The sequence below is a fragment of the Streptomyces sp. NPDC019890 genome (genome assembly GCF_044903445.1).
Lineage (GTDB): Bacteria > Actinomycetota > Actinomycetes > Streptomycetales > Streptomycetaceae > Streptomyces.
The window spans coordinates 472,886-496,123 of sequence record NZ_JBJDQK010000001.1 but is presented as its reverse complement, the minus strand read 5'-3'; the positions used below and the strand labels follow the sequence as shown (position 1 = coordinate 496,123).

Below are 23,238 nucleotides of genomic sequence, written 5' to 3'. Positions count from 1 at the left end.
CTCTGACAGCAGGGGCAGGTGCCCCGGGCGTCAGATGATCCCGGCCCGCTGTGCGTGCAGTTCGGAGCGGACGAGTTCGAGGAGGCGACCGGTCCAGTTCCTGCCGCGGCCGGCCTTGTCGCCCCAGAAGCCGGAGTCGGTGTCGTCGTACACGAGGGTCGCGTCGCCCGTCGCCAGAAGGATCTCGGCCAGGTCGGGGTGCTGGGTGTACTTGGCCCGCAGCAGGCCGGTCATAACAGCGGCCCGGGCCTGCTCCCAGCCGTCGCGGCGGCGGGCGTCTGCGGCCAGCCCACGCGCGGCGGCGGGGGTGCCCGCGCCCGTGATAGCGGCCCGGGCGTCGGGGTCGGCGGCCGAGAGGGCCCAGTACGCCTGGGCGACGGAGGGATAGGTGGCGCCGTCGACGCCGACGGGTGCGGGGTAGTCGTTGCGAAGCGCCTTCGTGCCCGGGTCGTCCGACGGCTTCAGCGGATACGACTGGTACAGGTGGATCGCAGGCGCGACCGGGGTCGCCGGTCCGTCCGCCGGGATCCGGGAGGGCCGTTCGGCGATCCACTTCGCCCGGTCCTCGAAGTAGGCGACCGCCTCGTCGTAATCCTCTTGCGTGACGGGCTCGTCCGGCCAGGCCTCCACCTGCCCGCCCGGCCCGGCCACCAGGACCTGGAGCGGCCAGTCCTTCCGGTCCATGTCGCCGAGCGCATAGAGGCGCTGGGTCTCCGGGATGGCGAGGTAGGCGGCGCGGGCGGCGGCCCGCTTCTCCTCGGTCCGGTCGGCGAGGAACGCGTCAACGCCGGCCAGGCACCGCTCCGTCGAGTCAGGACGGCCGTTCAGCTGGTCGATGGTGTCCCGCACCTCGGCGAGCAGCAGCTCGGGGGTGAGCCAGCTGCGCGGCTCGCTGAACGTCCAGGCGGCCAGCGCGTGGCCGGACGCCCTTGCGCCGTCCGGGAGTTCGGTGGCGACCCAGCCGCAGTGCAGCTTCTTCTCGAATTCGTCGAGGGTGACCAGTTCCCAGCAGTCGATGAGCCCGTCGGCGTAGATGAACAGGTCGGTGAGATGGTAGTCGCCGTTGCGGATGAAGGCGTGCCGCCAGGTCCCGGGTATGCGTCTGCCGTCCGCCATGCGGTAGGTGGTCCGGTTGCCGATCATCGCGCCATTGTGCCGGACCCGCCAGGCGCGCCGCCGGTGCTTTTGCTCCGCCTGTCTCATGCGCGGTGACCGTGCGGGTCACGCTGTCCGCGCTGCCGGGGTGGGTCCTGCCCCTGCGCCGGTGCTTTCCCATGGAGGAGAGGGAACCGCGAGGAGCCCGTCGCTCACGACGCCCGGCAACAGGTCGATGGATTCAGTACACGACGCCCACGATGGTTGCTCGGCGATCCGCCGGGGTGGAACGCACCTCGGCATGCGCCCCGCGGTGAGCGCGCCCGGCTGCCCTCCCTCCACCCTGCCGGGGACAACGACCGAACGTGGTAGCGCAGCCACGGGACGAACTCCGCTGCGGCATGAGCGGGCCGTTGCAGACGCCATCGGTGACGGCCTGCCACCCACACCGCGTGTCCGCTTTCCTCCTACACACTGGTGATCGCCGTGAGGTAGAGCACCGCACGCTACGTGCCGTGGAAGTACGGAGACACGATGACGGACCCAGATGCGCTGAGGACAACATTCAGCTTCGCACCGCCGGTCGACGACGCTGCGGCATGGCATCTGCGGCTCGACCACCTCGCAGCCGAGATCACCGAAGCCTTCCCCGGATCGTCCACCTCCTTGGGCGGAGACCTGGGACCCCGTTCGGCCAAGGCCCTGACCTTCGAAGTACCACTGGGCGACGGGGTGTGGCTGGAAGGGTTGGCGACCACCCCCTATCCGGAAATCGGCTCGGTCATGGTGATGCAAGCATCGGCAGCCGAGGCCGCACAATTCGCTGCCTGGTTGCGCGACTCGTTCGTTCCCTCTCCCGACCTGGTCCATTTCACGAGCGAATTGGCGCTGAACAACGGCGACGACGCCTATTGGGTTCTCCCGCCACATGGAAGCGTCGATGAGATCACTCAGGCGCTCCAGCAGCACATCGACTCGACCGATCGTTCGTGACGACAGCCGGACTGAGACATGGCGCCGGTCAGTCCCCGGGCCTCCAGTCCGGCCGACGGCCGTTGACAGCGACAACCCGGTCCAGCAGCGGCGCGCTCTCAGGCACCTCGACGACCGGGCCGAACAGCCCGCCCCGGCTCTCCTCGTCGCCCGTCGGCTTCATCAGCTCGTACGCCACCTGAAGGCTTGCGTCATCGGGGGAGTACGCCTGCCCCGTGGCGCGAGCCAGGTCCCAGCCGTGGACCACGAGCTCGTTCATGGCGACGCGGCCGGCGATCGCTGCCGGGAGGGTGACGCCCCCCGCCTGGGTCTCGCCGTCCCACGCTTCGGGACTGGCCCAGGACTCCACCAGCTCGTCCAGCCGCCGGGGAAGCACGGCGCGCCAGTCGTCGTGCAGGACCGGCAGTACGGAACTGGGGTCGGTGTTCGTCGACGGTCCGAGATCCTTCCGCGCGGCGTCCCGGAAGGCGGTGGCCAGCCCGACGATATGGCCCAGCAGCTCGCGTACGGCGTACTTGGGGCAGGGCGTCGGATCGGCAAGCCATGCGTCGTCGACCGCGGCGGTCAGCTGTGCCACGGCGCGGGCGGCGGGGCGGAGGTCGAGGGACGGGATATGCGATGTGTTGTCCATACAAGGGCAGACCGGCCCGGTCGCCGAAACTCATCGCTCGAGATCCGGGCGACTGCGGGCACGGCCGGGTGTCCGCTATGTTCTGCAATGGTGGGAGCTCGGCAGAGGAGCGTTTGAGTATGGGCGTATCCGAACCATTGGATCCGTTGGCCAAGACCGCTCTGTGGACCGCGTCCATGCGGGCGCGTGAGCATGAGCGCGAGGATCGGCTTTTCTCCGATCCGCTCGCGCGCGTTTTCGCGGGCACCGAGGGGCCCCGGATCATGGTCCAGTTCGAGGGTTCCGTCCAGAGCGGTGTGGAGGATCCCGCGCTTGCCGTGCGGACCCGATTCCTTGACGACTGGCTGCTCCGGCTGGACCGCCGGGGGCTGAGGCAGTTCGTCTTCCTCGCGGTGGGCATGGATTCCCGGGCCTTTCGACTGCCGTGGTCACCGGGCGTGGTCGTTTTCGAACTGGACCGTCCGGCGCTGCTCAGTCTGAAGGACGATCTTGTGGGGAGCGCGGCGGCGCAGAGTCTGTGTGCGCGGGTGCCTTTGGGCGTGGACCTGCTCGCGGAGTGGACGGCGCCCCTGGTGGAGTCGGAGTTCGATCAGGCCCTGCCGACCGGATGGCTGCTGGAAGGGCTGTTGTACTTCCTCGACCCGCAGGAGCGCGACCTGCTGGTGGAACAGCTGTCGGGCCTGTCGGCCCCGGGCAGCTGCTTGCTGGCGGACTACGTCGGTCAGAGTGTCCTCGACAGTCCCGGCATGGCGTCCTGGCGCGCGCGTATGGCCGAGCAGGGCTACCCGTGGAAATCCGGCAGCGACGATCCTGAGCAGCTGTTCGAGGGCTTCGGCTGGGACGTCCAGGTGTCCGCGTACGGGGAACCGCATGCCGACTACGGGCGCTGGGCCGACGCCTCTGTGGCGCCCGGGGTGCCCGGCACACGCGGCCGCTATCTGCTCGTCGGTGAGCGGGGGCAAGGCGGTAGGGTCGTGGGGCGGTAAGAAGGTGTGCCCCCGGGTGCCAACGAGGGCCACGGCGCCGCTACTTGTGGAGGCCCACGAACGACGGGCCGACCCGCACAGGAGTAATCGCGATCTTCTCCCACACGCCCTGGACCATGTACGGCTCAATGGCCAGCCAGGCGTCCAGCTCGGCCCGTGACGGGTAGTCCAGGACGAGCATGGACCCGATCATCTTGTCGTCCTCGCTGAGAAGCGCGGTGCCGAACAGCATGTGGCCCTCGGCAACGAGCTTGTCGCCAAGGGCGATGTGCGCTTCGCGCGCGGCCAGGCGTCGGTCCAGTGCGCCTTCGTCGGTGCCGTCATGGCCGATGAGCATGAACTGCACGGGAGTCTCCTTGCGGTGTTGTCCGAACCCTGTGGAATCGTATCGAATTGACGATTGATCAGATACCGGCCCCGATGGCAGCCTGCGGAGAGAATCCCGACGGCCAGCGGGTCGTTTCGTCCCAGACCGTGGACCGGTCCAGGCGGACGCCGTCCATCAGGCAGCCTGTGAAGTCGGCACCTCGCAGAAGTGCTCCCCTCAGGTCCGCTTCGGTGAGGTCGCAGTGGGCGAGGTTGGCCCCCGAGAGGTCCGCCGACCGCAGTACGGCATGTGCCATGTCGGCGTGGTCGATCCTGGTGTCCTGCATACGGGCCCCGGACAGGTCGGCCATCTCGATGACCGCCTCGGCGAGATTGCTGCCGGTGAAGTTGCAGCCGGTCAGGTTCGCCCGGGAGAGGTTGGCCCTGCTCAGGTTCGCGCCGGCCAGGTCCGCTCCGTGCAGATCCTGGCCCTCCAGCACGATGTCGTGCAGATTCGCCTCCCCGAGCCGGGCCCCGACGAGCGCGCCGTCGGCGAGCCAGCCGCGGACGTCGAGCTCCAGCACCGCACGCAGGGCCAGACCGTGGTCGGTGCTGCTCGCCTCACGTACCAGTTGCTGGCGCAGCCGTACGCCTTCGCGCCGCTCGGCAAGCCGGTCGATCATCAGGACGGTGACGGCGACGGCGACGAGTTCGGCCCCCACCGATGTGGCCACATCGCTGACGAGACCTGCCCACTTCCAGCCGTGATCGGAGACATGCCCGATGACGATGCCGATGACTCCGGCGGCCATGATGAGCCCGCCGATGGTGACGGGTGAGAGAGGACCACGGCGAGCCATCAGCCGCTCCAGGACAGGGGGTTGGGGCCGCCGGACCAGGTCGGGTCGGCGTCCGGAACGGTCAGGGCGAGCCGGAAGGTGATGTAGTAGTTGCGATTCGACGGGATGTGCGCGTTGCGGCAGGCGGAACGGGCGTACCGAGGGCCGAGGTTCCAGCAGCCGCCGCGCAGGACGCGCCGATCGCCGTGCCCGGGCCCGAGCGGGTCCACGGCCGGCTCTGCCTCGTAGAGCGCGTACCAGTCGGAGCACCACTCCCAGCACTGGCCGTGGATGTCGAAGAGGCCTGCGGGATTGGGCCGCAGCATCCCCGCCTCATGGGTCTTGAGTCCTGAGTTCCGCGCGGTCCAGCCGTATTCGTCGAGGAGGTCGCGGGCGCTGCCGAAACTGTAGGCGGTGGCGGTGCCGGCCCGGCAGGCGTACTCCCACTCGGCCTCGGTGGGCAGCCGGAACCCGCTCCAGCCGGGACTCAGCACCGCATGATCGTCGGTGTCGGTGCCGTAGGGACCCGACCGGTCGTGGGAGCCGATCCGGGAGCTGAGCCATTCACAGAAGTCGGCGGACTCGTACCAGGTCGGCGCGACCACGGGCTCGACGGGCTTATCGCTCCACTCGCTGATGTCGGGAAGCCCGCGCCGGCCGGTCTCGGCCATGAACTCCTCGAACGCCCCGCGCGTGACCTGGGCGGTGCACAGCGCGAAGGAGCGGGTGATCCGGGTGGGACGCTGCGGCGACTCGTAGCTGCTGCGCTCCTGCTCCTGCTCGGGTGAGCCGGTGAGCAGCGTGCCGGGACGGAACACGCTGAAGGCCAGCCGCGTACGGTGCGGGGTGCCGGTGAACCATCCTCTGCGTCCCGTGGGGTCGTACGGCGCCGCGTGCCCGACCCCGTCGATACGCCGGTCCCATCGGCGGTCCAGCCAGAACGTGGCGCTGTGCACCGCGGGATCGGGATCGTGGGAGTGCAGGTCGAGCAGGTTCTGCTGCACCGCGGCGAAGCTCTCCGGGGTGGTGAACGACTCGCGTCCGTAGTTCCCCAGGGCCATGAGCAGGTGGTACCTGGACTCGGGCGTCGGGGCTTCGGCGAGCATTCCGGCGATCAGCGGGCCGGGGACGCCGCGTCGCTCGGCCTGGTGCGCGAACTGGGTGGCGAACTCGGGGTCCGGTGCGGTCGTCAGCTGATCGAGGATGCCGTCCGATTCGGAGAACCGCAGCAGGGTGCAGGCCGCTGCCGCACGGCGCCTGCCCAGCTGGATACGCTCCGCCTCGCCCATGGCCGCCGAGGGCTGGGAGACGAGGATGTCGCGCAGTGTCGCCGATGCGGTCGACCGTACGGAGGGGTCGGCGGCCTCGCCCAGCCAGCGGATCACGTCCGGATAGGCGTGTTCGGGTCCTCCGCTCGACACGTGGGCCAGCAGGTCACCGCGAGCGGCGGCGACCTGATGGAGAAGCGACACCGCGGTCTCCCGGACCGTTTCCCGCCTGTCGTCGTCGACCGCGGCCGTGGTCAGCGGTTCCAGCAGCGTCTGTGCCGCCCGGCCCAGCGCCTCCAGCCAGGCGGACAGCTGGAGTTGGTCCTGGGCCAGCAGTTGGGCGGCGATGCGGTCGGCGGCCTGTCGCCGGCGGGGATCGTCCGGGTCCGTCTCCGCGAGGAGGACGGCGGCACGGAGGCGGTGTGCCGGATCAGCATCTTCCGGGGCGAAAACCGCCGCCCACAGCCGGTCGGTGAGGTCCGCGCCGAGAGGAGTCAGGACCTGACGTGCGACAGCCAGGTCCTGCGGGCCGGTGCTGTGCAGATGCCGGACGATCCAGTCGGCCTCCGCCGGGTCGCCCGCCGCGAGGAAGAGCCGCAGCCGGAACACCTCCTCGGCGTTCAGGCCGGCTCCCGAGTCGGGCCTCAGACGGGCCTCTCCCCGCAGGACCTCCCGGATCCGTTCCTCGACGACCGTGCGGTGCCCGGACAGCCGGGTGAGGAACGGCAGCAGATCGTCGGCCTTGACGCTCAGGAGCCTGTCCAGGTCCGCGAGTGCGCTCTGGAGCTCCTCGGCGCTGCGCACCTCGGCGCTGTGCCGGATGAACTCCTGCAGATCGGCGGCAACGGCCTCGGTGCCGCGGGACTGGAGCCAGCCCTCGGCCTCGCTGAGCAGCCTGCCGTGCAGGGCGTTGACGGGGTCCTCGGCCTCGGAGCGCCAGTCCTCGTACCGGCGGCGGGTGCGCTGTTGCCACAGCAGGAACTGCCGGTCCCCGTCGAGCCACAGCCGCAGCCGGTCCCAGCTGCGGATGACGGCCTCGTGGGCGACCTCGACGGTGGGCCTGCCCTGTTCGTCGGAGTCGGTGACCAGCAGCCGGGCATCTGTCAGAGCGGCAATGACCTCCTCGACCCGGGCGAAGCCGGACAGCTCGGTCACCGGGGTGCGCCGGCGTGCGTCCTCGCCCTCCTCTCCGATCGGGGCAACCCGTACCAGCCTGGTGAGCAACTGCCGTGCCGTGTCCTGCTGCTGAGGCGAAAGGCCCGCATACACCTCCTCCGCCCGGGTGGCGATCGCGCCGACGACCTCGCCGACGGTCTCGTACGCGGCGTGGGTCAGCCGCCCGGACGACTGCCGTTCCCACAGCAGGGTGAGGGCGAACTCCAGCAGCGGCAGATTGCCGGGGGCGCTGCCGACATCGTCGAGGATGCGCTCGACCAGCCCCTCGTCGAGGACGAGCTGTCTGGCGCGGGCAGGCTCCACGATGGCGCTGCGCAACTCGGTGCGGTTCATCGGCGGCAGATTGACGACATGGTCCTGGAGTACGTCGGAGAAGCGCCGGTGGGCCACCGCCCGGCCGTAGAAGTCCCCGCGCAGCGTCAGTACGACCTTCACTCGGGACGTGCTGCCGGGATGCCGCAGCGACAGTTCGGCGATGTCGTCGAGGAACTTCCGGACCGAGTCCTCGTCGCGGCAGTGGGTGAACAGCTCCTCGAACTGGTCGGCGAACAGCAGCAGAGGCCGGTCCAGCCGCCGCGCGATCTGCTCGACGGCCTGGCTGATGCCACCCGTCCGCATCCGCTCGGACAGCGCCGCGGCCGCGGTGGCGTTGTGATCCACGGAGGAATCCGGATGGACCAGCTCGACCAGGCCGCCGGCGAGAGCTTCGTACGGACTGGAGCCCGGCCGGAAGACGGCGACGGCCCAGTGCTCCGCCTGCCGGCGCAGGGCCGGGATGAGCCCGGCGTGTACCAGCGACGACTTGCCGCTGCCGGATGCCCCGACCACGCCGGCCAGTGCCGACTGGCTGATCGCCCGGGTCAGCCGGGCGATGACGGTGGTGCGCCCGTGGTAGAGCGGCGCGTCCTGCTCGCGGAAGGCGTACAGGCCGCGGTAGGGGCAGTCCGCCCTGTCCTGCCGCTGCCCGGCACCGTCGCCTGCACCGGTGCCGGCCGCGGCAGGTATACGCCGGTACTGCTCCCACAGCTCGTAGATCTGCTGCGGGGGCAGTTCGAGAACGCGCGCGAGCTGCTCCAGATACCGCTCGGTGGGCGCCTGCTCCCCGCGCTCGACCTCGGTGACGATCTGGCCCGGGAAGCCCATCCGGTTGGCCAGCTCCAGCTGGGAGAGCCGACTGCTCAGACGCAGCCTTCGCAACTGGCTTCCGAGATGCCTCGGGACGGGGGCGGACGTCTGGGACGGGGGGACAGGGCGGGGCGACAGGTTGATCAACTCCAGCAGACGAACGGGCGGCCGCGTCGGGCTCCGAGGAAACAGGACAGACCGATACGGGCGCCGCGCACCTGCCGCGACACGGCGTGCAGCCGCGTCGCGTCAATGAGCACCAGGTCGCCGGCGGCCACACGTAATTCGCATGCGGGCGGCGGCAGCAGAGCACGATCGGCTCCGTAGGTACTGCCCGGGGCGCGCCAGGCGGCCAGTTCCTCCTCGTCGGGCCGCAGGTCCCACAGTTCCAGCTCGCCGCCCTGTTCTGGGACCTGCAGGTAGATATTGGCGGCCAGTTGGGCTTCCAGCTCCAGACCGAGAGGGAGCCCGGGTGCGTCGCGGGCCAGGCGGTCGTTGTGCGGAAGGAGCTCGCTGCCTTCGGGGAACACACGGCAGACGCCGGCGAACATCGGCCGGTCACCGATCCGGGCCCGCTCAAGACCGTACGAGGCATCGAGCCCCTGCCACAGCATGTCGAGCGGCGATTCGTAGGGGGCACAAGCGGCACGGATCTCGGCCATGAGCCGTTCCGCATTGCTCAAGTACTCCGTGAGCGCCTGCCGATTGGTGGTGCCGTCCGCGTCGTGCGTCTCGTAGTGACTCTCGCCGACCCGGACCAGCTCCGCCGTGTTGCGGTAGGCGGACAGGCTCGGGTGCGCGGCGAGCCGGCCGGCGATGTGCGCGGCCTCCGCGGGGGCCGTGAAGCCGGGTATCCGTATGGCCAGCACGCTGCCGTCCAGGAGCGGAGCCAGAGCGCCCTTGTCGAGATCGGGGAGCGTGAGGACGACGCTGTCGTGGTCGGTCATGCCCGGCCTTCCGTGCTGCTGAGCGACCGATTGCGCGCCAGGTGGAGGCGGTCTTCCAGGACGAAGCCGTCGATCCCGCGGTCGAGGACATGCGCGATCAGGTCGCTCGTACGGTTGATGAAGCCCCGCCCGGGGAGGTTGAGGGAGGTGTTGCACAGCACCCCGGCGCCCGTGACCTGCTTGAAAGCGCCCAGGAGGCTGTGCAGTCGGAGGTTCTGCGCGGCGCTCACGGTCTGCGCCCTGGCTGTGCCGTCGACATGGGTGACGGCACGGAGCGACGGGTTGCGGACGGCTTGGAAGTACAGCATGTGAGGGCTGGGACCGGTCCAGTCGAAATGCTCGCTGACATCCTCTTCCAGGCACACCGGAGCGATGGGCCGGTAGCACTCGCGCAGCTTGATCTGGTTGAGCCGGTCGCGCATGCCCTGCTCGAACGGGGCGGCCAGCAGGGAGCGGTTCCCCAGTGCCCTCGGCCCGATTTCGCAGCGGCCCTGCACCCAGGCGAGGACCCGCCCCGAGGCCAGCAGACCGGCTGCCCGGGAGAGATCGAGCGGCTCCTCGTCGAAGTGCTCGTGGAGCTGCTCCGGGCCCCGGTCGTGGACGAAGTCGGGCCCGCTGTACACATCCCAGGTGATCTTCGACTCGCCGGTGTAGTGCAACTGGGCGTCGATCGCGGTGCCGATGGCCGAGCCGGAGTCGTTGGGGCACGGAGGCACGAAGACCTCGGGAAAGAGCCCACTCTCGCGCCACTGCTGGTTCCAGTCGCAGTTCAGGCCGCATCCGCCGGCGATCAGCAGCGGAAGACCGTCCGTCAGCTCCCGCTCGGCGACCGCGAGGAAGCGGTCGAAGATGGCCTGGGAGTGCTTCGCGGCCAGGTCCTTGAACTCCTGGCTCTCCACCCCGATGTCGTGGAAGCCGGACCAGGCCAGCTTCTCCTTGGGGGCGGTGAGCAGGATCGACGGCTGGTCGAGGACGTACTCGATGAGTTCATGCTCGGCCCGGGACACGGGAGTGCGCCGGGCGAAGCCGGTGAGCGCCATCATCTTGCCCGCGTTGGAGAACCGGAAGCCGCCGTGCTCACCGGGCGAGGAGGGATCCGCCAGGGCGAAGATGTGCTGGTACTTGTTGCCCGGGTCTTCCAGTACGGCGGAGAGCCGCCGGATGCGCAGATCCTCGGAGATGAGGTAGAACGAGCCGATGTTGCCTTCCCACACCAGCGCGTAGCACGGCTGTCCGTGGGCCAGCGCCGACATGCCGTAGGCGCTGAGCAGATGGGACCGCTCATGGGTGGAGCTGAAGGTGCGGACGGGGTGCCCGAACATCCGGGACTCGCCGGCGAGAATCCCGGATTCGTCCCATCCGAAGTAGCCGGCCCCCACAGGGGGTTCGGTGGAGTGGAAGCCCTTCACCCAGCCGCTCAGACACACGACGTCCGGAGGACCGTCCAGCTGTTCCGCGGCGTTCAGCATCGCCGAGGGGGATAAGTCCGTGTACCGCGGGAACGAGTCCTTCTCACTCTCGTGCGAGAAGACCAGGCGCCCGTCCTCGATCAGGGCGACGGTCCCGTCGTGGCCAGGCTTGTACGACAGGATTCGCACTGTGACTCCCCCGTGAGCTGCTGCTGTGTCAGGCATGCAGAACATATCGACCTGAGGTAGCCCGGTCAACGCCGATGATGGGCGGGTGGAGGGTCAACGTGCCTGGTAGGGCGGGTTGTTGGGGCCGCGATCCGGGGGAGACCACGAGCTCGGCCCGGTGGCGGTTCAGGTCGGAGTTTCCCCAATGATCCGACATCGAGGAGGCGCTCAGAAAGACGTCTCCCGCACACTGGCCCGGTCCGAGGGCACGGTCGTCGCCGTGATCTCCGAGCGGTGCCGGTCACCCTCGAACGTCACCGTCAGGGTGTCCGGCGCGCTCTGTGTGGTGCTCGCCGTGAAGCCCTGGTTCGGCACCGCCGAGATGAGGCACACCCCGCCGCTTCCGTAGCGCACGGTGGCCTTACCGCCCTGGGACGAGATGGTGTGCACACCCGAACCGCCCTGTTCGCATCCCCCGCCGCCCGAGTTCGCTCCGGACGGTTCCTCGGGAGGCCGAGGAGTCGTGCGGGCCGCGGGGGTTGCCGACGCCGTACGGGGTCTGTCGGTCTTCCGGGGCGGCGTCGGCCTGGGCGTGGAGGGGCTCGGGGTGGGCTTGGGGCTCGGGGACGCGCTGGGGCGCGCAGTCACCGAGGCCTGCGGTGAGGCGGCGGCGAAGTCCGTCGGCGCCGACTTCGCGACCGGCGCCGTCGGTCTGGTCGAGCCCACCACGAAATGGACCGTGATCATGACGGCCGTCACGCTGGCTGTCGTGCAGGACAGCCAGATGAGCACGTAGCGCAGGTACCGGGGCACGACACCATCTTGGCGGACCCGCTAACGTGCCTGCTCATGGCCTCCGTACTTGTCGTCGAGGACGACCCAGTCATCCGGGCCGCGCTCATCGAGGTCCTCACCGGACACGGATACGCGGTGAAGACCGCTCACCAGGGTTTCGAGGCGCTGCGGCAGATCACCCAGAGCCCGCCCGACATCGTCGTGCTCGACCTCGGACTGCCCGATCTGAACGGTCTCGACGTGCTGCGGATGATCCGGGGCATCTCGCGCGTACCCGTACTGGTCGCCACGGCCCGCGACGACGACACGGAGATCATCAGGCTCCTCAACGCCGGAGCCGACGACTACATGGTCAAGCCCTTCTCGGGCGGCCAGCTCGCCGCCCGGCTCGCCGCCGTACTGCGGCGGTCCGGGCCGGCGACGGACGACGGCGACCGGCAGCCGGTCCTGCAGGTCGCAGGACTCAGGATCGACCCGCTCGCCCGGACCGCGCATCTCGACGGGGACGAGCTCTCCCTGACCCGGCGGGAGTTCGACCTGCTCGCCTATCTTGCGCAAAACGCCGACCAGGTCATATCCCGCCAGCGCATACTCGCCGAGGTGTGGCAGCAGCCGTATCTCGAGGACCAGACGGTCGACGTCCACCTCTCGGCGCTGCGCAGGAAGCTGGGTGAAAAGGCTGCGGATCCGCGCTATCTCCACACTGTGCGCGGTATCGGGATCAAGCTGGTCGCTTCGCCCTCATGAGACGCGCCCTCGCCGGAATCTCCCTCGCCGCGACGCTGATGGTCGCGCTGTCCTTCCTCATCCCGCTCGCCCTGCTCGTACGCGAACAGGCCCGGGACCGGGTGACCACCGCCGCCGAACAGCGTGCGGCCGCCCTCTCGCCGGTACTCGCCCTGACCACCAGACCCGCCGATGTGCAGCAGGCGGTCTCGGGCCTGGGCTCGGACGACCAGCTCGCCGTACGGCTCCCGGACGGCGGGCTCGTCGGCACGCTGCATGCGCCGCAGGAGGCGCTGGAGCGGGCGGTGGGCAAACGGGAGACGCGGGTGCTCGACACCGCCGACGGATGGGTCTATCTCCAGCCCGTCGTCCTCGCCCAGAACCGTGTGGCGGTCGTGGAGGCGTATGTACCGGCCGGGGACCTGACCCGGGGCGTCTGGGAATCGTGGGGCGTCATGTCGCTGCTCGCGCTCGGCCTGGTGGGCGGCTCGGTGCTGGTCGCCGACCGGCTGGGCGCCAGGGTCGTCCGCTCCTCCCGGAGCCTGAAGCGTGCCTCGCTGGCCCTGGGGTCGGGGGATCTCGACATACGGGTGGAACCGGACGGTCCGCCGGAGTTGCAGGAGGCCGGCGCCGCGTTCAACACCATGGCCGACCGGGTCGTGGAACTGCTGGCCATCGAGCGCGAGATGGTCGCGGACCTCTCGCACCGGCTCAGGACCCCTTTGACCGCGCTGTACCTGGAGGCGGACCTGCTGGGCGGTTCACCGGGCGCCCGACGGATCACGGAAGCCGTCGCGCAACTGGAGAGCGAACTGGACTCCATCATCACCGCCGCCCGCACCCCGCTGGCCGCCGGCCCGGCGAACGGGACGACTCCGGCACGCCCGAGCGAGGTGACCGAGGTGGTGGCGATGCGGCTCGAGTTCTGGTCGGTGCTCGCCACCCAGCAGGACCGGCTCTACGAACGCTCCTTCACGCCGCGCCCGACGCCCGTACGGTTCCCCGAGGACGACCTCGCCGCGGTCGTGGACGCGCTGATCGGGAACGTCTTCCGGCACACTCCGCAGGGCACCGCCTTCGCCGTACGGGTGGAGCGCACCGTTCGGCACGTCGTGCTGACCGTGGAGGACGCGGGTCCCGGCGTTGCCGACCCGGACGCCGCGCTGACCCGGGGCGTCAGCGTCGGCGGCTCCACGGGCCTCGGCCTGGACATCGTGGCGCGTGCGGCCCGAGCGGCGGGCGGGGAGCTGGAGATCAGCGGCGCGCCGATGGGCGGGGCTCGGGTGCGGGTGTCGTTCGAGCTGGCGGGCGACGAGCTGTAGCGGGTCCTACCGGCTTGCGCCGAAGTCCTGCGTCCACCAGGGGCCGCCGTCCCCGAAGTGCACGCCGATGCCTATCTCCTTGAAGGAGCAGTTGAGTATGTTGGCGCGGTGGCCGGGGCTGTGCATCCACGCGTCCATGACGGCGGCTGCATCCGACTGCCCGCGGGCTATGTTCTCGCCCAGCGTGGACCATTGATACCCGGCTGCCTCGACGCGGCTGGTCATCGTGGACCCGTCGGGCCCGGTGTGGGACATCACGCCACTGCGGGCCATGACATCGCTGTAGTCGTCCGCGGCCTCGGTCAGCTTCGAGTTCGAGGTGAGCGGCGAGCAACCGGCCGACGCGCGCTCCTTGTTGACGAGCGAGAGGACCTGGGCCTCGGCTCCGTTCGACGATCCCGACCCGGACCCCGACCCGGATCCCGAACCGGAACCGCCGGAGGACGAGGATCCGCCGCCACCTCCGGACCCGCCCGAACCGCTCTTCGTCGTGACCCTGGGCTTCGGCGCGGCCTTCGGACTCGCCGTCCGCTTCGGCTTGGCGGAGGCCGAGGGGGACGCGGACGGGCTCGGCGATGCGCTCGCCTTCGCGCTCCCCGAAGGCGAGGCAAGCGGCGACGCGCCGCCCGCCGCGACATCGTCGTCGCCCGGCCCGGCGAGGTCACCGGCGGCGTTCGTCTGCACCCGGTCTGCCGGTCCGCCCTCGTCCCCGCCGCCCATGGCGAGGGTCACTCCCACACCCGCGGTGACGGTGATCACGCCCAGCACCAGCGCGGCGCTGCGTGCCCGCAGCCCGCTCTTGGGACGGGCGTGAGAACGGGAGTTCGAGCCAGCGATCCTTCGGGAACCCATACGTGCAACACCTCGGATGGAAGACGGCTGAGCAAGCGGGATCCCGGCAGACGCAGCCGCGCCCACCGGGATCACGGTGGGGGGTTGACGAGAGCCTAAGCCGGTTCGTGTGCCTAAAGGCCTCGGGGAAGGGCTTCTTCAAGAAGCCATAAGAATGCCATCAGGCTCCGGCAAGGTACGTGAGGTCTCAGGCTGTGTCATGACGGGACACAACGGCCTTGAAGGGACTTACTGCTGCACGAAGGGCACCTCGCGCGGAGCGTTGCCCCCCCGGCAGGCCTCGCAGCCCGTACGGCGAAGGTAGCCATGGCCGTTCTGTCCGTCCGGATGGCGAAGGTCTTGCCGCAGGGCCGCAGGCTGTGTCATATAGGTCTGGACCATTGCCGTCCTCTGCGGAGGTCCGACCGTGCAACGTCCCCCCACACTCCCCGCGTTGGCCTGTGCCGCCGCTCTCCTGCTGACCGCCTGCGGAGGCGAGGACAAAGACACCGAGAACCCTTCGACCCCCGCCGGCGTGACCGCTCAAGCAGGCAGTGCCACCTCCGTGCACGTCATGTGGGAGCAGGCCACCGACAACAAGGCCGTCACCGGATACGAGGTGTTTCAGCACAGCACCAGGGTCAAGACCCTGCCCGCCACGCGGCACATGGTCGACATCGACCGGCTGAGCCCCGAGACCGCCTACAGCTTCACCGTCCGGGCGCGCGACGCCGCCGGGAACCTCTCCGATCCGAGCGCCGCCGTGCCCGTCACCACCCCGGCCCCCACGCCGGAGGACCACCAGGCGCCCTCGCGGCCCGTGAAGCTGCGTGGCCGGGCCGAGGGGAGCCGCGAGGCCGTCCTGTCCTGGGCGCGTGCCGCGGACGATGTCGGCGTCACCTCGTACGACATCTACCAGGAGGACTCCCGCATCCACAGCGTGAGCGGCACCGAGACCACCGCCCGCGTCACCGGCCTGCGGCCCGGCACCGTCTACACCTTCACCGTGCGCGCACGTGACGCCGCCGAGAAATCCTCACCGGACAGCAACGCCGTGGACCTCACCACCGCGTCGGTCCCCGGGAAGGGGCCCAGCACGGCGCCCACCGATCTCAAGGCGACCACCCGCAAGGGGAACGTCGATCTGAGCTGGACGCCGCCGCAGACGGGCGAACCGGTCAAGGAGCATCAGCTGTTCCTGAACGGGAAGTTGGTCACGACCATCGTCTGGGGTGCCGCGCCGCCGACCGGGAAGGCGACGTACACCTTCATGGTCACGGACAGGCCCGGTACTCGTTACAGCGTCAAGCTCCGGGCCAAGCTGCCCGACGGGAAGTGGGGTGACTTCTCGGCGCAGCGCACGGTCGTGGTCCGCTAGACCTGCGCGGCGAACAAATAGATCTTCTGCCTGGCGAGGCGGGCGGCTACCCGCTGGGCGACGGTCTCCTCGCCCAGTAGCGGGCGCCGCATGGCGAACACCGCCCGTGCGTACTCCTCGCTCTGCAACAGCCCCGGCACGGCATGCGTTGCATGCACATGCAGCTCAACCTCCGCCTCACCGCGACCGGCACCGCCCTCCGTATCGAGGTCGCCGACACCCGCACCGAGCGACTGCCTGCACCCGGAGAACTCACCGCCCCACCTACCGACGCAGAATCGGGACGAGGCCTGTACCTCGTAGCCCGGCTCGCCGACCAATGGGGCGTCGCACCCCGCGCGGGCGCCCCCGGAAAGCAGGTGTGGGCGGAGCTGCGCCTGCCGCAATGATGTTCCGCCGCGGCCTCAGGCGACGGGTGGGACGGACGCGTCGCGCGTCTGCTGGATCAGCACGGTGGTGGCGCGTTCCAGGAGTTCGCAGAGTGCGGCGTGCTCGGAGGGCGTGAACGCATCGGTGAGTGCGCGCTCAAGGATGATCACCTCCTGGAAGGCGCGGTCCAAGAGAGCCCGGCCCTCATCAGTGAGGGTGGCGATCTGCACCTTGGCGTGTACCGGGGACGTCTCGCGGCGGATGAGCTCCTTGGTCTCCATATTGGTCAGCACGCTGCTCATGCTCTGCTGGGTCACCCCGCAGGAGCGGGCCAGTTGAGAGCCGGACATGCCGCCCTCGCGCGAGAGGACCAGCAGCACGGTGTACTGCGTCATGGTCAGCCCGTAGGTGCGCAACACCGCCTCGTGATGCGCCATCAGCGCCTGCTCCGACCGCCTGATCCGGGTGCAGAGGTCATCCTCGACGGGGGCTTCCACCATGTACTCCCACTCCATTGACAGGTTCATGGGTTGACTCAGGAACCTGATACTCCTTACTGTCTCGAGTGTAAGGATACTGACTCAACACAAGGGGCTGTAACCGTGAAGGCCGTCCTTCTCGACACCGAAGACCACTACGGCATCGCCGAACTCGACGAGCCCACCCCGGGCCCCGGTCAGGTGGCGATCCGTGTCGCCTACGCCGGGATCCAGTGGGGCGACACCATGGTCCGGGACGGCCACTTCCCCGTGCCGCGCCCCTTCGTCCCCGGCTTCGAGGCGACCGGGCACATCGTCGCGGTCGGCGGGGGCGTCGACCCGAGCCGTATCGGTGAGCCCGTCGCCGCGCTGACCGCCGCGGGCGCCTGCGCCGAGGTGGCCGTGGCACCCGCCGTGCTCACGCTGGGCATCGGCGACATGCCGCTACGGACGGCCGCAGGCCTTGGCTGGGGCGCACCGACCGCCTATGACCTGATCAACACCACCTCGCGGGTACGGCCCGGCGAGAGCGTGCTGGTCCACGCAGCCGCCGGCTCGGTCGGCACGCTGGCCGCCCAGTTCGCCCGGCTGGCGGGAGCCGGTCGGATCGTCGGAGTCGCCGGCAGCACCGCCAGGGCCGACTACGCCGCCCAGTTCGGCTTCGACGAGGTCTTGCTGCGCGAGGAGTTCCCGGCGGCACTCGGCGACGAGAAGTTCGACGTGATCCTCGACCCGGTCGGCGGCTCGACCCGTCAGGCCGGCATGGAGCAGCTCGCAGCACACGGCCGACTGGCGGCGTACGGCAACCTCGGCACCTACGAGCCCGTCCTGGCCAACACCAACGACCTGCTCATGCAGGGCAAATCCCTCTTGACCTACAACAGCAACCTGCTCAGCCAGACCCACCCGGAGCAACTCGCCGACAGCGCCCGACGCGCACTCGGCCTCGTCGCCGACGGCCAGGTGCGCGTGGACATCACCGCCGAATACGACCTGGCAGACGTGGCCGTGGCCGTACAGCAGCTCGCCGACGGTTCCACCCAGGGCAAGAGCATCCTCCGGGTCTCCTGACAGGCGCTCGAAGCGCGAGGCCCCGGGCGATTGACGGGCGGTCCCTCCGTGCGGGCAGCACTCCGCCCCCGGCCGCTGTGCGGTGTGCCGGGGGCGGCGCGGGAACGGTAACGGCAGTGGTCAGCCGACCAGTTGCTCGTACGCCGACAGGGTGAGGAACTCCTCGTAGTTCTCGTCGAGCGCCACCTTCAGCAACAGATCGTGCGCCTGCTGCCAGTTGCCCGCCGTGAACGCCTCCTCGCCGATCTCCTCGCGGATCGCGGCCAGTTCCTCCGCCGCGACCCTGCGCGCCAGGTCCGCGGTGGCGAGTTCGCCGTTCTCGAAGACGACGCCCGCGTTGATCCACTGCCAGATCTGCGAGCGGGAGATCTCCGCGGTCGCCGCGTCCTCCATCAGGTTGAAGATCGCGACCGCGCCCAGGCCGCGCAGCCATGCCTCGATGTAGCGGATGCCGACCTGGACGGCGTTGCGCAGGCCCTCGTACGTCGGCTTCGCGTCCAGTGAGTCGATGGCGATCAGATCGCCGGCCGCCACCGAGACGTCCTCGCGGAGGCGGTCCTTCTGGTTGGGCCTGGAGCCCAGCACCGCGTCGAAAGAAGCCATGGCGATCGGGACCAGGTCCGGGTGCGCGACCCAGGAGCCGTCGAAGCCGTCGCCCGCCTCGCGGTCCTTGTCGGCCTTGACCTTCTCGAACGCGACCTTGTTGACCGCGGCGTCGCGCCGGGACGGGATGAAGGCCGCCATGCCGCCGATGGCGTGCGCGCCGCGCTTGTGGCATGTACGGACCAGAAGCTCGGTGTAGGCGCGCATGAAGGGCGCGGTCATCGTCACCAGGTTGCGGTCCGGGAGCACGAACTTCTCGCCGCCGTCACGGAAGTTCTTGACGATCGAGAAGAGATAGTCCCAGCGGCCGGCGTTCAGCCCGGCCGCGTGGTCGCGCAGCTCGTAGAGGATCTCCTCCATCTCGTACGCCGCCGTGATCGTCTCGATCAGGACGGTTGCGCGGACGGTGCCCTGCGGGATGCCGATGTAGTCCTGGGCGAAGACGAAGATGTCGTTCCAGAGGCGGGCCTCCAGGTGCGACTCCGTCTTCGGGAGGTAGAAGTACGGGCCCTTGCCGAGGTCGATGAGCCGCTTGGCGTTGTGGAAGAAGTACAGGCCGAAGTCGACCAGCGCACCCGGCACCGGGCGGCCGTCGAACTGCAGGTGGCGCTCCTCCAGGTGCCAGCCGCGCGGGCGCATCACGACGGTCGCGAGTTCGTCGGCGGACTTCAGGGCGTACGACTTCCCGGACTTCGGGTCGGTGAAGTCGATCTGGCGCTCATAGGCGTCGATCAGATTGAGCTGGCCGAGGACGACGTTCTCCCAGGTGGGAGCGGATGCGTCCTCGAAGTCGGCGAGCCAGACCTTCGCGCCCGAGTTCAGGGCGTTGATGGTCATCTTGCGGTCGGTGGGGCCGGTGATCTCCACCCGGCGGTCGTTGAGGGCCGCGGGAGCCGGAGCGACCTTCCAGGAGTCGTCCGCGCGGATGGCGGCGGTCTCCGGGAGGAAGTCCAGCGTGGAGGTGCGGGCGATCTCGGCGCGGCGCTCGGAGCGACGGGCGAGAAGCTCGTCACGGCGCGGCGTGAACCGCTGGTGCAGCTCGGCCACAAAGGCGAGGGCGGCGTCGGTCAGGACCTCTTCCTGCCGGGGCAGCGGCTCGGCTTCGACGATGGCCAGCGGGGACGGCGCTGGTGCGGACATGAGCTGTCACTTCCTTCAGCGGGCGGTGCCTGGCGGCCGCCGGCATCACAGATACGGCACTCGGTGCCGCAGGAGCCGAGATGCGGTCGCGGGCGCCGTCTGGGGATCGGGCGCTTCTGACCAGTGGATAGTAGTTTCCTCATGGTGGAAGTTCAATGGTTTGTTGATGTCGAGATTCTCCGGGTCGACACACCATGGCTCTGAGTGCCACGCCGTTCACTCAAGGTGCGCCAGATCCTCAGCGGTGTCGATGTCGTACGCCTCGGCGATGTCGCCGCACTCGATCAGAGTCAGCGAGGACTCGTGCTCCTTCAGATACACGCGCGCCCCGCGGTCGCCGACCGCGCTCGCCACGATCGCCGTCCAGTGGTCCGCGCCGAAGAGGACAGGATGCCCGCGCTCACCTCCGTACGCGGCGGCCAGGAGCGAATCCCGGGAGCGGTACGCGGCCCGGATGCGGGAGACCGCCGGTGCGCCGATCCCCGGCTGGTCGACGAGTTGGACCAGCGCGGCGTCCGCGTCCGTGACGGCCAGGGACTCAAGACCCGCGCGCAGTGAGGAGCCCATCCCCTCCTGCCAGCCAGGGTTGTCGACCAGTACGCAGCCGGACAGCTCGGCCTCCGCGCGTACCCGGTCGGCCGCGGCGCCCAGCACCACATGCACCGGGGTGCAGCCGGCCTCGCGCAGGACGCGCACCGCGTGTTCGACCAGAGGGCGGCCACGGTGCGTCAGCAGGGCCTTCGGACGGCCGCCGAGGCGGCGTCCGCCGCCCGCCGCGAGCAGCAGTCCGGCGACCATCGGTTCCTTCGGTGGTTGTGCCATAAGGACTCCTTACCTCAAATCCGGTCGAAGCGCTGCGCCGTCCGGGGGCCGTCCGCACGGCTCTGCAACCGCCCGGGGCATGAGCGTCGTCCGACGTGGAGAGCGGGGCGCGACCTTGGATAAGGTGCTTCTCCGATACTGAAGTTGGCCATGGGGGACGAGAGTCGATGAGCGGGCGCGCACACGAGGGAACGGTCTTTCAGCCGTTGGGCGAAGACGATCCGCAGAACGTCGCCGGATACAAAATCGCCGCTCGGCTCGGCGCCGGCGGCATGGGCAAGGTCTATCTGTCGTACACACCCGGCGGCCGTGCCGTCGCCATCAAGGTGATCAGGCCCGACTTCGCCCAGGACGCCGAATTCCGTCGCCGTTTCGCGCAAGAGGTGCAGGCCGCGCAGCGTGTGCAAGGCCTGTACACCGCGCCGGTCATCGACGCCGACGCGGAGGCCAAGCAGCCCTGGCTGGCCACGGCTTACGTCCCCGGGCCGTCCCTCGCCGACGCCGTCGTCGAGCACGGCAGGCTCCCGGTCGAGACCGTACTGCTGCTGGTCGCCGGGATCGCCGAGGCGCTGCACGTGATCCACGGCGCGGGCATCGTCCACCGCGACCTCAAGCCGGCCAATGTGCTGCTCGCCGCGGACGGGCCGCGCGTCATCGACTTCGGCATCGCCCGGGCAGCCGACGCCACTTCGCTCACCAGCAGCGGCGTCACCATCGGCACGCCGTCCTTCATGGCCCCCGAGCAGGCGGCCGGCAGCCAGGTCACCCCGGCCACCGACATCTTCGCGCTCGGCCAGGTGGCGGCGTACGCGGCGACCGGCCGGGCTGCGTTCGGTGAGGGCACCTCGCACGGCGTGCTCTACCGGATCGTGCACGAGGAGCCAGACCTCACCGAACTGCCCGAGCAGCTACGTGAGTTGGTGACCCGCTGTCTCACGAAGGAGCCGGAGGGCCGGCCGTCGGTCGCCGAGCTGCTTGCCATCTGCCAGGCCGCCAACGGAGAAACGGTGCTGCGGCGGCCGGAGGAGTGGCTGCCGGGTGCGGTGGCCGCGGAGATCACGACGCGCACGGCGGCGCCCGCGCCGCCGGTGACGCCCCCGGCCGGCCAGGCCCCGGCCCCGGTACAGCCGCCCGGGCATGCCCCCGCGCAGGCTCCCGTTCAGCCTCCGGTGCAGGCGCCGCACCAGACGCCCACGCAGCCCGCCGCTCAGGCCCAGATGCACACGCCTGCTCCGGTTCATCCGCCCACAGCCGCCTCCGCCCCGGCAACTCCGCCGCCCGGCTTCGGCCCGCCGGCCCAGACGCCGACGTACGGCTACCCGCACGCGCACGCCGTCCCGCACGCGCAGACGGCACCCCAGTACGTCCAGCCCCCGCAGCCGTACGTAACGGTCGCTGGGCCCGTAGCGCCGGTCGCGCCCGCCGCGCCGAAGAAGAAGGGCCGCACGCTCGCCATCGCCGTCGTCGCCACACTGGTGCTCGGCGCACTGGCGGGCGGCGGCGTGTACTTCGCGCTGGCCGACAAGGACGACGACAAGAGCAACCAGTCGCAGGGCCAGGACAAGGCGGCCGGCAGCCCGAAGGACAGCGCTCAGTACCCGGCCGCCACCGAAAGCCCGAGCAGCGACAAGGCCGCCGAGCCCGCCGAACCGGCCGCGGACCCGGCGCCCAAGACGTACAACGGCCTCAACGTCACGGACGATTACGGCATCAACCTCGGCGACGAGCCGGTCAAGCCGATTTCGAGCGAATCCAACACCGGCGACCTCGAGCACGAGTACTACCTCGGCACGATCGAGGCCCGGAACGGAAAGCTGGTTCTGCTGCGCGCCGGCCAGAATGCCGACCTGGAGACCTGCCGGACCGAGACACGGTTCGCCACCGTGCTCAAGGTCGAAAACCTGTCGAAGGGCGCGAAGTTCTGTGTGCTGAGCGAAACGGGCAACGTGGGCGTGGTGACCTTTCAGGGAAGGTCGCCCGAATCGGACCCCAGTCACTACATCACCCTTGACGTGACGGTCTGGCGCGGCGCCATCGACTCCGTACAGCCGTCGTCCTGAATTCGGTCCGCGGAGTGGCGCGCACCGCGTCGGATGGCGTTAACTTGCCCGCGACCCAGGGCTGCTGACCCATCGCCGTGGGTCGTCGGGCCGGCACAATGGTGTGCGAGGGGAAGAGGCTTTGTTGCGGAGCGTGGGGCAGACGCGGGTGACAGAGAGCGGCGAGGACCCCAGGGCGACGGAGCTGCGCACGGCCGTCTCCCGGCTCCGCCGCGAACTGGCCGGCCACCCGGCGGAGTTCCCCGACCGGGGCATCGCCGAGGACGAACTGGCCGTACTGGCCGCGATGGTGGCCGGCGGTGACCCTGAGATCCCGCGGATGCGGCGCTCGTTGCTGCTGATTGCCGGGGCGATCGGCTCGGTGAGCGCGTTGGCGCCGGCGCTGATGGGCGTACGGAACGCGGTCGATCTGTTCGGGGAAGTGCCGCCGCGGGTCTGAAGGCGCGGGGGAGCTTTTCCCCTTACCCGCCCCTTCCCGAAACCGGGGGCAAGCCCCCGGACCCTGGTCGAGGCCAGGGTTGTGCCCCGGATCCCTGCGCGCCGGCTTCGCGCGGCGCGGACGGGCTGCCGGCGGGCGGGTCCCGAAACCGGGGGCAAGCCCCCTGACCCTGGTCGAGGCCGGGGCTGCGACCCGGATCCCTGCGCGCCGGCTTCGCGCGGCGCGGACGGGCTGCCGGCGGGCGGGTCCCGAAACCGGGG

22 protein-coding genes and 1 pseudogene are annotated in these 23,238 nt (G+C 70.0%); 10 read left to right on the top strand and 13 right to left on the bottom strand.

What is annotated here, in order from left to right; genetic code table 11:
- Window positions 1–30 precede the first annotated feature (30 nt).
- Entirely contained in the window at window positions 31–1,143 is a 1,113-nt protein-coding gene (locus ACI2LP_RS02150; protein ID WP_404722609.1) for an NADAR family protein, read from the bottom strand.
- Between the two features lie 486 nt (window positions 1,144–1,629).
- Between ACI2LP_RS02150 and ACI2LP_RS02145 the strand changes: the two genes are divergently transcribed.
- A complete protein-coding gene (locus ACI2LP_RS02145; RefSeq protein WP_404722608.1) occupies window positions 1,630–2,088 on the top strand; it encodes a hypothetical protein in 459 nt (152 codons plus the stop codon).
- A gap of 28 nt (window positions 2,089–2,116) precedes the next feature.
- Here the strand turns inward: ACI2LP_RS02145 and ACI2LP_RS02140 are convergent, their stop codons facing one another.
- Window positions 2,117–2,719, bottom strand: coding sequence for a TIGR03086 family metal-binding protein (locus ACI2LP_RS02140; protein WP_404722607.1), 603 nt, complete (start codon window positions 2,717–2,719; stop codon window positions 2,117–2,119).
- Between the two features lie 146 nt (window positions 2,720–2,865).
- On the opposite strand from ACI2LP_RS02140, the gene ACI2LP_RS02135 reads away from it, so the two are divergent.
- Window positions 2,866–3,705 (top strand): SAM-dependent methyltransferase, encoded by an 840-nt coding sequence (locus tag ACI2LP_RS02135; RefSeq protein ID WP_404722606.1) that lies wholly within the window; start codon window positions 2,866–2,868, stop codon window positions 3,703–3,705.
- A gap of 40 nt (window positions 3,706–3,745) precedes the next feature.
- On the opposite strand, the gene ACI2LP_RS02130 is transcribed toward ACI2LP_RS02135, so the two are convergent.
- The 6 genes from ACI2LP_RS02130 to ACI2LP_RS02105 all read right to left on the bottom strand — a co-directional run bounded on the left by ACI2LP_RS02130 (window position 3,746) and on the right by ACI2LP_RS02105 (window position 11,393).
- Window positions 3,746–4,042, bottom strand: a complete 297-nt coding sequence (locus ACI2LP_RS02130; protein ID WP_404723042.1) for a YciI family protein — start codon at window positions 4,040–4,042, stop codon at window positions 3,746–3,748.
- Window positions 4,043–4,109: 67 nt separating this feature from the next.
- On the bottom strand, window positions 4,110–4,871 hold the full coding sequence (locus tag ACI2LP_RS02125) for a pentapeptide repeat-containing protein (RefSeq protein ID WP_404722605.1): 762 nt from the start codon (window positions 4,869–4,871) through the stop codon (window positions 4,110–4,112).
- Window positions 4,871–8,566 carry an SUMF1/EgtB/PvdO family nonheme iron enzyme gene (locus tag ACI2LP_RS02120; protein WP_404722604.1) on the bottom strand — a complete coding sequence of 1,232 codons (3,696 nt, stop codon included), beginning with the start codon at window positions 8,564–8,566 and terminating at the stop codon, window positions 4,871–4,873. The genes ACI2LP_RS02125 and ACI2LP_RS02120 overlap by 1 nt, the downstream gene beginning before the upstream one ends.
- Complete coding sequence (locus tag ACI2LP_RS02115; protein ID WP_404722603.1) at window positions 8,563–9,366, bottom strand: hypothetical protein; 804 nt, start codon at window positions 9,364–9,366, stop codon at window positions 8,563–8,565. The genes ACI2LP_RS02120 and ACI2LP_RS02115 overlap by 4 nt, the downstream gene beginning before the upstream one ends.
- Entirely contained in the window at window positions 9,363–10,964 is a 1,602-nt protein-coding gene (locus ACI2LP_RS02110; protein WP_404722602.1) for a carbamoyltransferase C-terminal domain-containing protein, read from the bottom strand. The genes ACI2LP_RS02115 and ACI2LP_RS02110 overlap by 4 nt, the downstream gene beginning before the upstream one ends.
- A gap of 207 nt (window positions 10,965–11,171) precedes the next feature.
- Complete coding sequence (locus tag ACI2LP_RS02105) at window positions 11,172–11,393, bottom strand: hypothetical protein (protein ID WP_360876586.1); 222 nt, start codon at window positions 11,391–11,393, stop codon at window positions 11,172–11,174.
- Between the two features lie 73 nt (window positions 11,394–11,466).
- On the opposite strand from ACI2LP_RS02105, the gene ACI2LP_RS02100 reads away from it, so the two are divergent.
- Genes ACI2LP_RS02100 through ACI2LP_RS02090 form a run of 3 tightly spaced genes read left to right on the top strand, consistent with a single transcriptional unit; the run spans window position 11,467 to window position 13,786 of the window.
- Window positions 11,467–11,739 (top strand): hypothetical protein, encoded by a 273-nt coding sequence (locus ACI2LP_RS02100; protein ID WP_404722601.1) that lies wholly within the window; start codon window positions 11,467–11,469, stop codon window positions 11,737–11,739.
- A 53-nt stretch (window positions 11,740–11,792) separates the two neighbouring features.
- A complete protein-coding gene (locus ACI2LP_RS02095) occupies window positions 11,793–12,485 on the top strand; it encodes a response regulator transcription factor (protein ID WP_404722600.1) in 693 nt (230 codons plus the stop codon).
- Window positions 12,482–13,786, top strand: coding sequence for an ATP-binding protein (locus ACI2LP_RS02090; protein ID WP_404722599.1), 1,305 nt, complete (start codon window positions 12,482–12,484; stop codon window positions 13,784–13,786). The genes ACI2LP_RS02095 and ACI2LP_RS02090 overlap by 4 nt, the downstream gene beginning before the upstream one ends.
- A 6-nt stretch (window positions 13,787–13,792) precedes the next feature.
- On the opposite strand, the gene ACI2LP_RS02085 is transcribed toward ACI2LP_RS02090, so the two are convergent.
- Entirely contained in the window at window positions 13,793–14,638 is an 846-nt protein-coding gene (locus ACI2LP_RS02085; protein WP_404722598.1) for a CAP domain-containing protein, read from the bottom strand.
- Between the two features lie 406 nt (window positions 14,639–15,044).
- Between ACI2LP_RS02085 and ACI2LP_RS02080 the strand changes: the two genes are divergently transcribed.
- The gene (locus ACI2LP_RS02080; protein WP_404722597.1) at window positions 15,045–15,995 is read left to right on the top strand and encodes a fibronectin type III domain-containing protein; all 951 of its coding nucleotides are present in this window, start codon (window positions 15,045–15,047) and stop codon (window positions 15,993–15,995) included.
- 17 nt (window positions 15,996–16,012) lie between these two features.
- Here ACI2LP_RS02080 and ACI2LP_RS02075 read toward each other — a convergent pair.
- A pseudogene (locus ACI2LP_RS02075) lies at window positions 16,013–16,177 on the bottom strand (Scr1 family TA system antitoxin-like transcriptional regulator); the annotation flags it as partial.
- Here ACI2LP_RS02075 and ACI2LP_RS02070 point away from each other — a divergent pair.
- A complete protein-coding gene (locus tag ACI2LP_RS02070) occupies window positions 16,139–16,384 on the top strand; it encodes an ATP-binding protein (protein WP_404723041.1) in 246 nt (81 codons plus the stop codon). The pseudogene ACI2LP_RS02075 and the gene ACI2LP_RS02070 sit on opposite strands and share 39 nt — an antisense overlap.
- Before the next feature lie 15 nt (window positions 16,385–16,399).
- Here ACI2LP_RS02070 and ACI2LP_RS02065 read toward each other — a convergent pair whose 3' ends face one another.
- On the bottom strand, window positions 16,400–16,891 hold the full coding sequence (locus tag ACI2LP_RS02065) for a MarR family winged helix-turn-helix transcriptional regulator (RefSeq protein WP_404722596.1): 492 nt from the start codon (window positions 16,889–16,891) through the stop codon (window positions 16,400–16,402).
- A 75-nt stretch (window positions 16,892–16,966) separates the two neighbouring features.
- Between ACI2LP_RS02065 and ACI2LP_RS02060 the strand changes: the two genes are divergently transcribed.
- Window positions 16,967–17,914, top strand: coding sequence for a zinc-binding alcohol dehydrogenase family protein (locus ACI2LP_RS02060; RefSeq protein WP_404722595.1), 948 nt, complete (start codon window positions 16,967–16,969; stop codon window positions 17,912–17,914).
- A 120-nt stretch (window positions 17,915–18,034) separates the two neighbouring features.
- Here ACI2LP_RS02060 and aceB read toward each other — a convergent pair whose 3' ends face one another.
- Together aceB and ACI2LP_RS02050 are read right to left on the bottom strand one after the other, a co-directional pair.
- Window positions 18,035–19,657 carry a malate synthase A gene (gene aceB, locus ACI2LP_RS02055; RefSeq protein WP_404722594.1) on the bottom strand — a complete coding sequence of 541 codons (1,623 nt, stop codon included), beginning with the start codon at window positions 19,655–19,657 and terminating at the stop codon, window positions 18,035–18,037.
- A gap of 216 nt (window positions 19,658–19,873) precedes the next feature.
- A complete protein-coding gene (locus ACI2LP_RS02050) occupies window positions 19,874–20,479 on the bottom strand; it encodes an NTP transferase domain-containing protein (protein WP_404722593.1) in 606 nt (201 codons plus the stop codon).
- 167 nt (window positions 20,480–20,646) lie between these two features.
- Here ACI2LP_RS02050 and ACI2LP_RS02045 point away from each other — a divergent pair, with 167 nt between their 5' ends.
- Together ACI2LP_RS02045 and ACI2LP_RS02040 are read left to right on the top strand one after the other, a co-directional pair.
- The gene (locus ACI2LP_RS02045) at window positions 20,647–22,539 is read left to right on the top strand and encodes a protein kinase (protein WP_404722592.1); all 1,893 of its coding nucleotides are present in this window, start codon (window positions 20,647–20,649) and stop codon (window positions 22,537–22,539) included.
- A 121-nt stretch (window positions 22,540–22,660) separates the two neighbouring features.
- Entirely contained in the window at window positions 22,661–22,978 is a 318-nt protein-coding gene (locus ACI2LP_RS02040) for a DUF5955 family protein (RefSeq protein WP_360879050.1), read from the top strand.
- The last annotated feature ends 260 nt before the right edge of the window (window positions 22,979–23,238 follow it).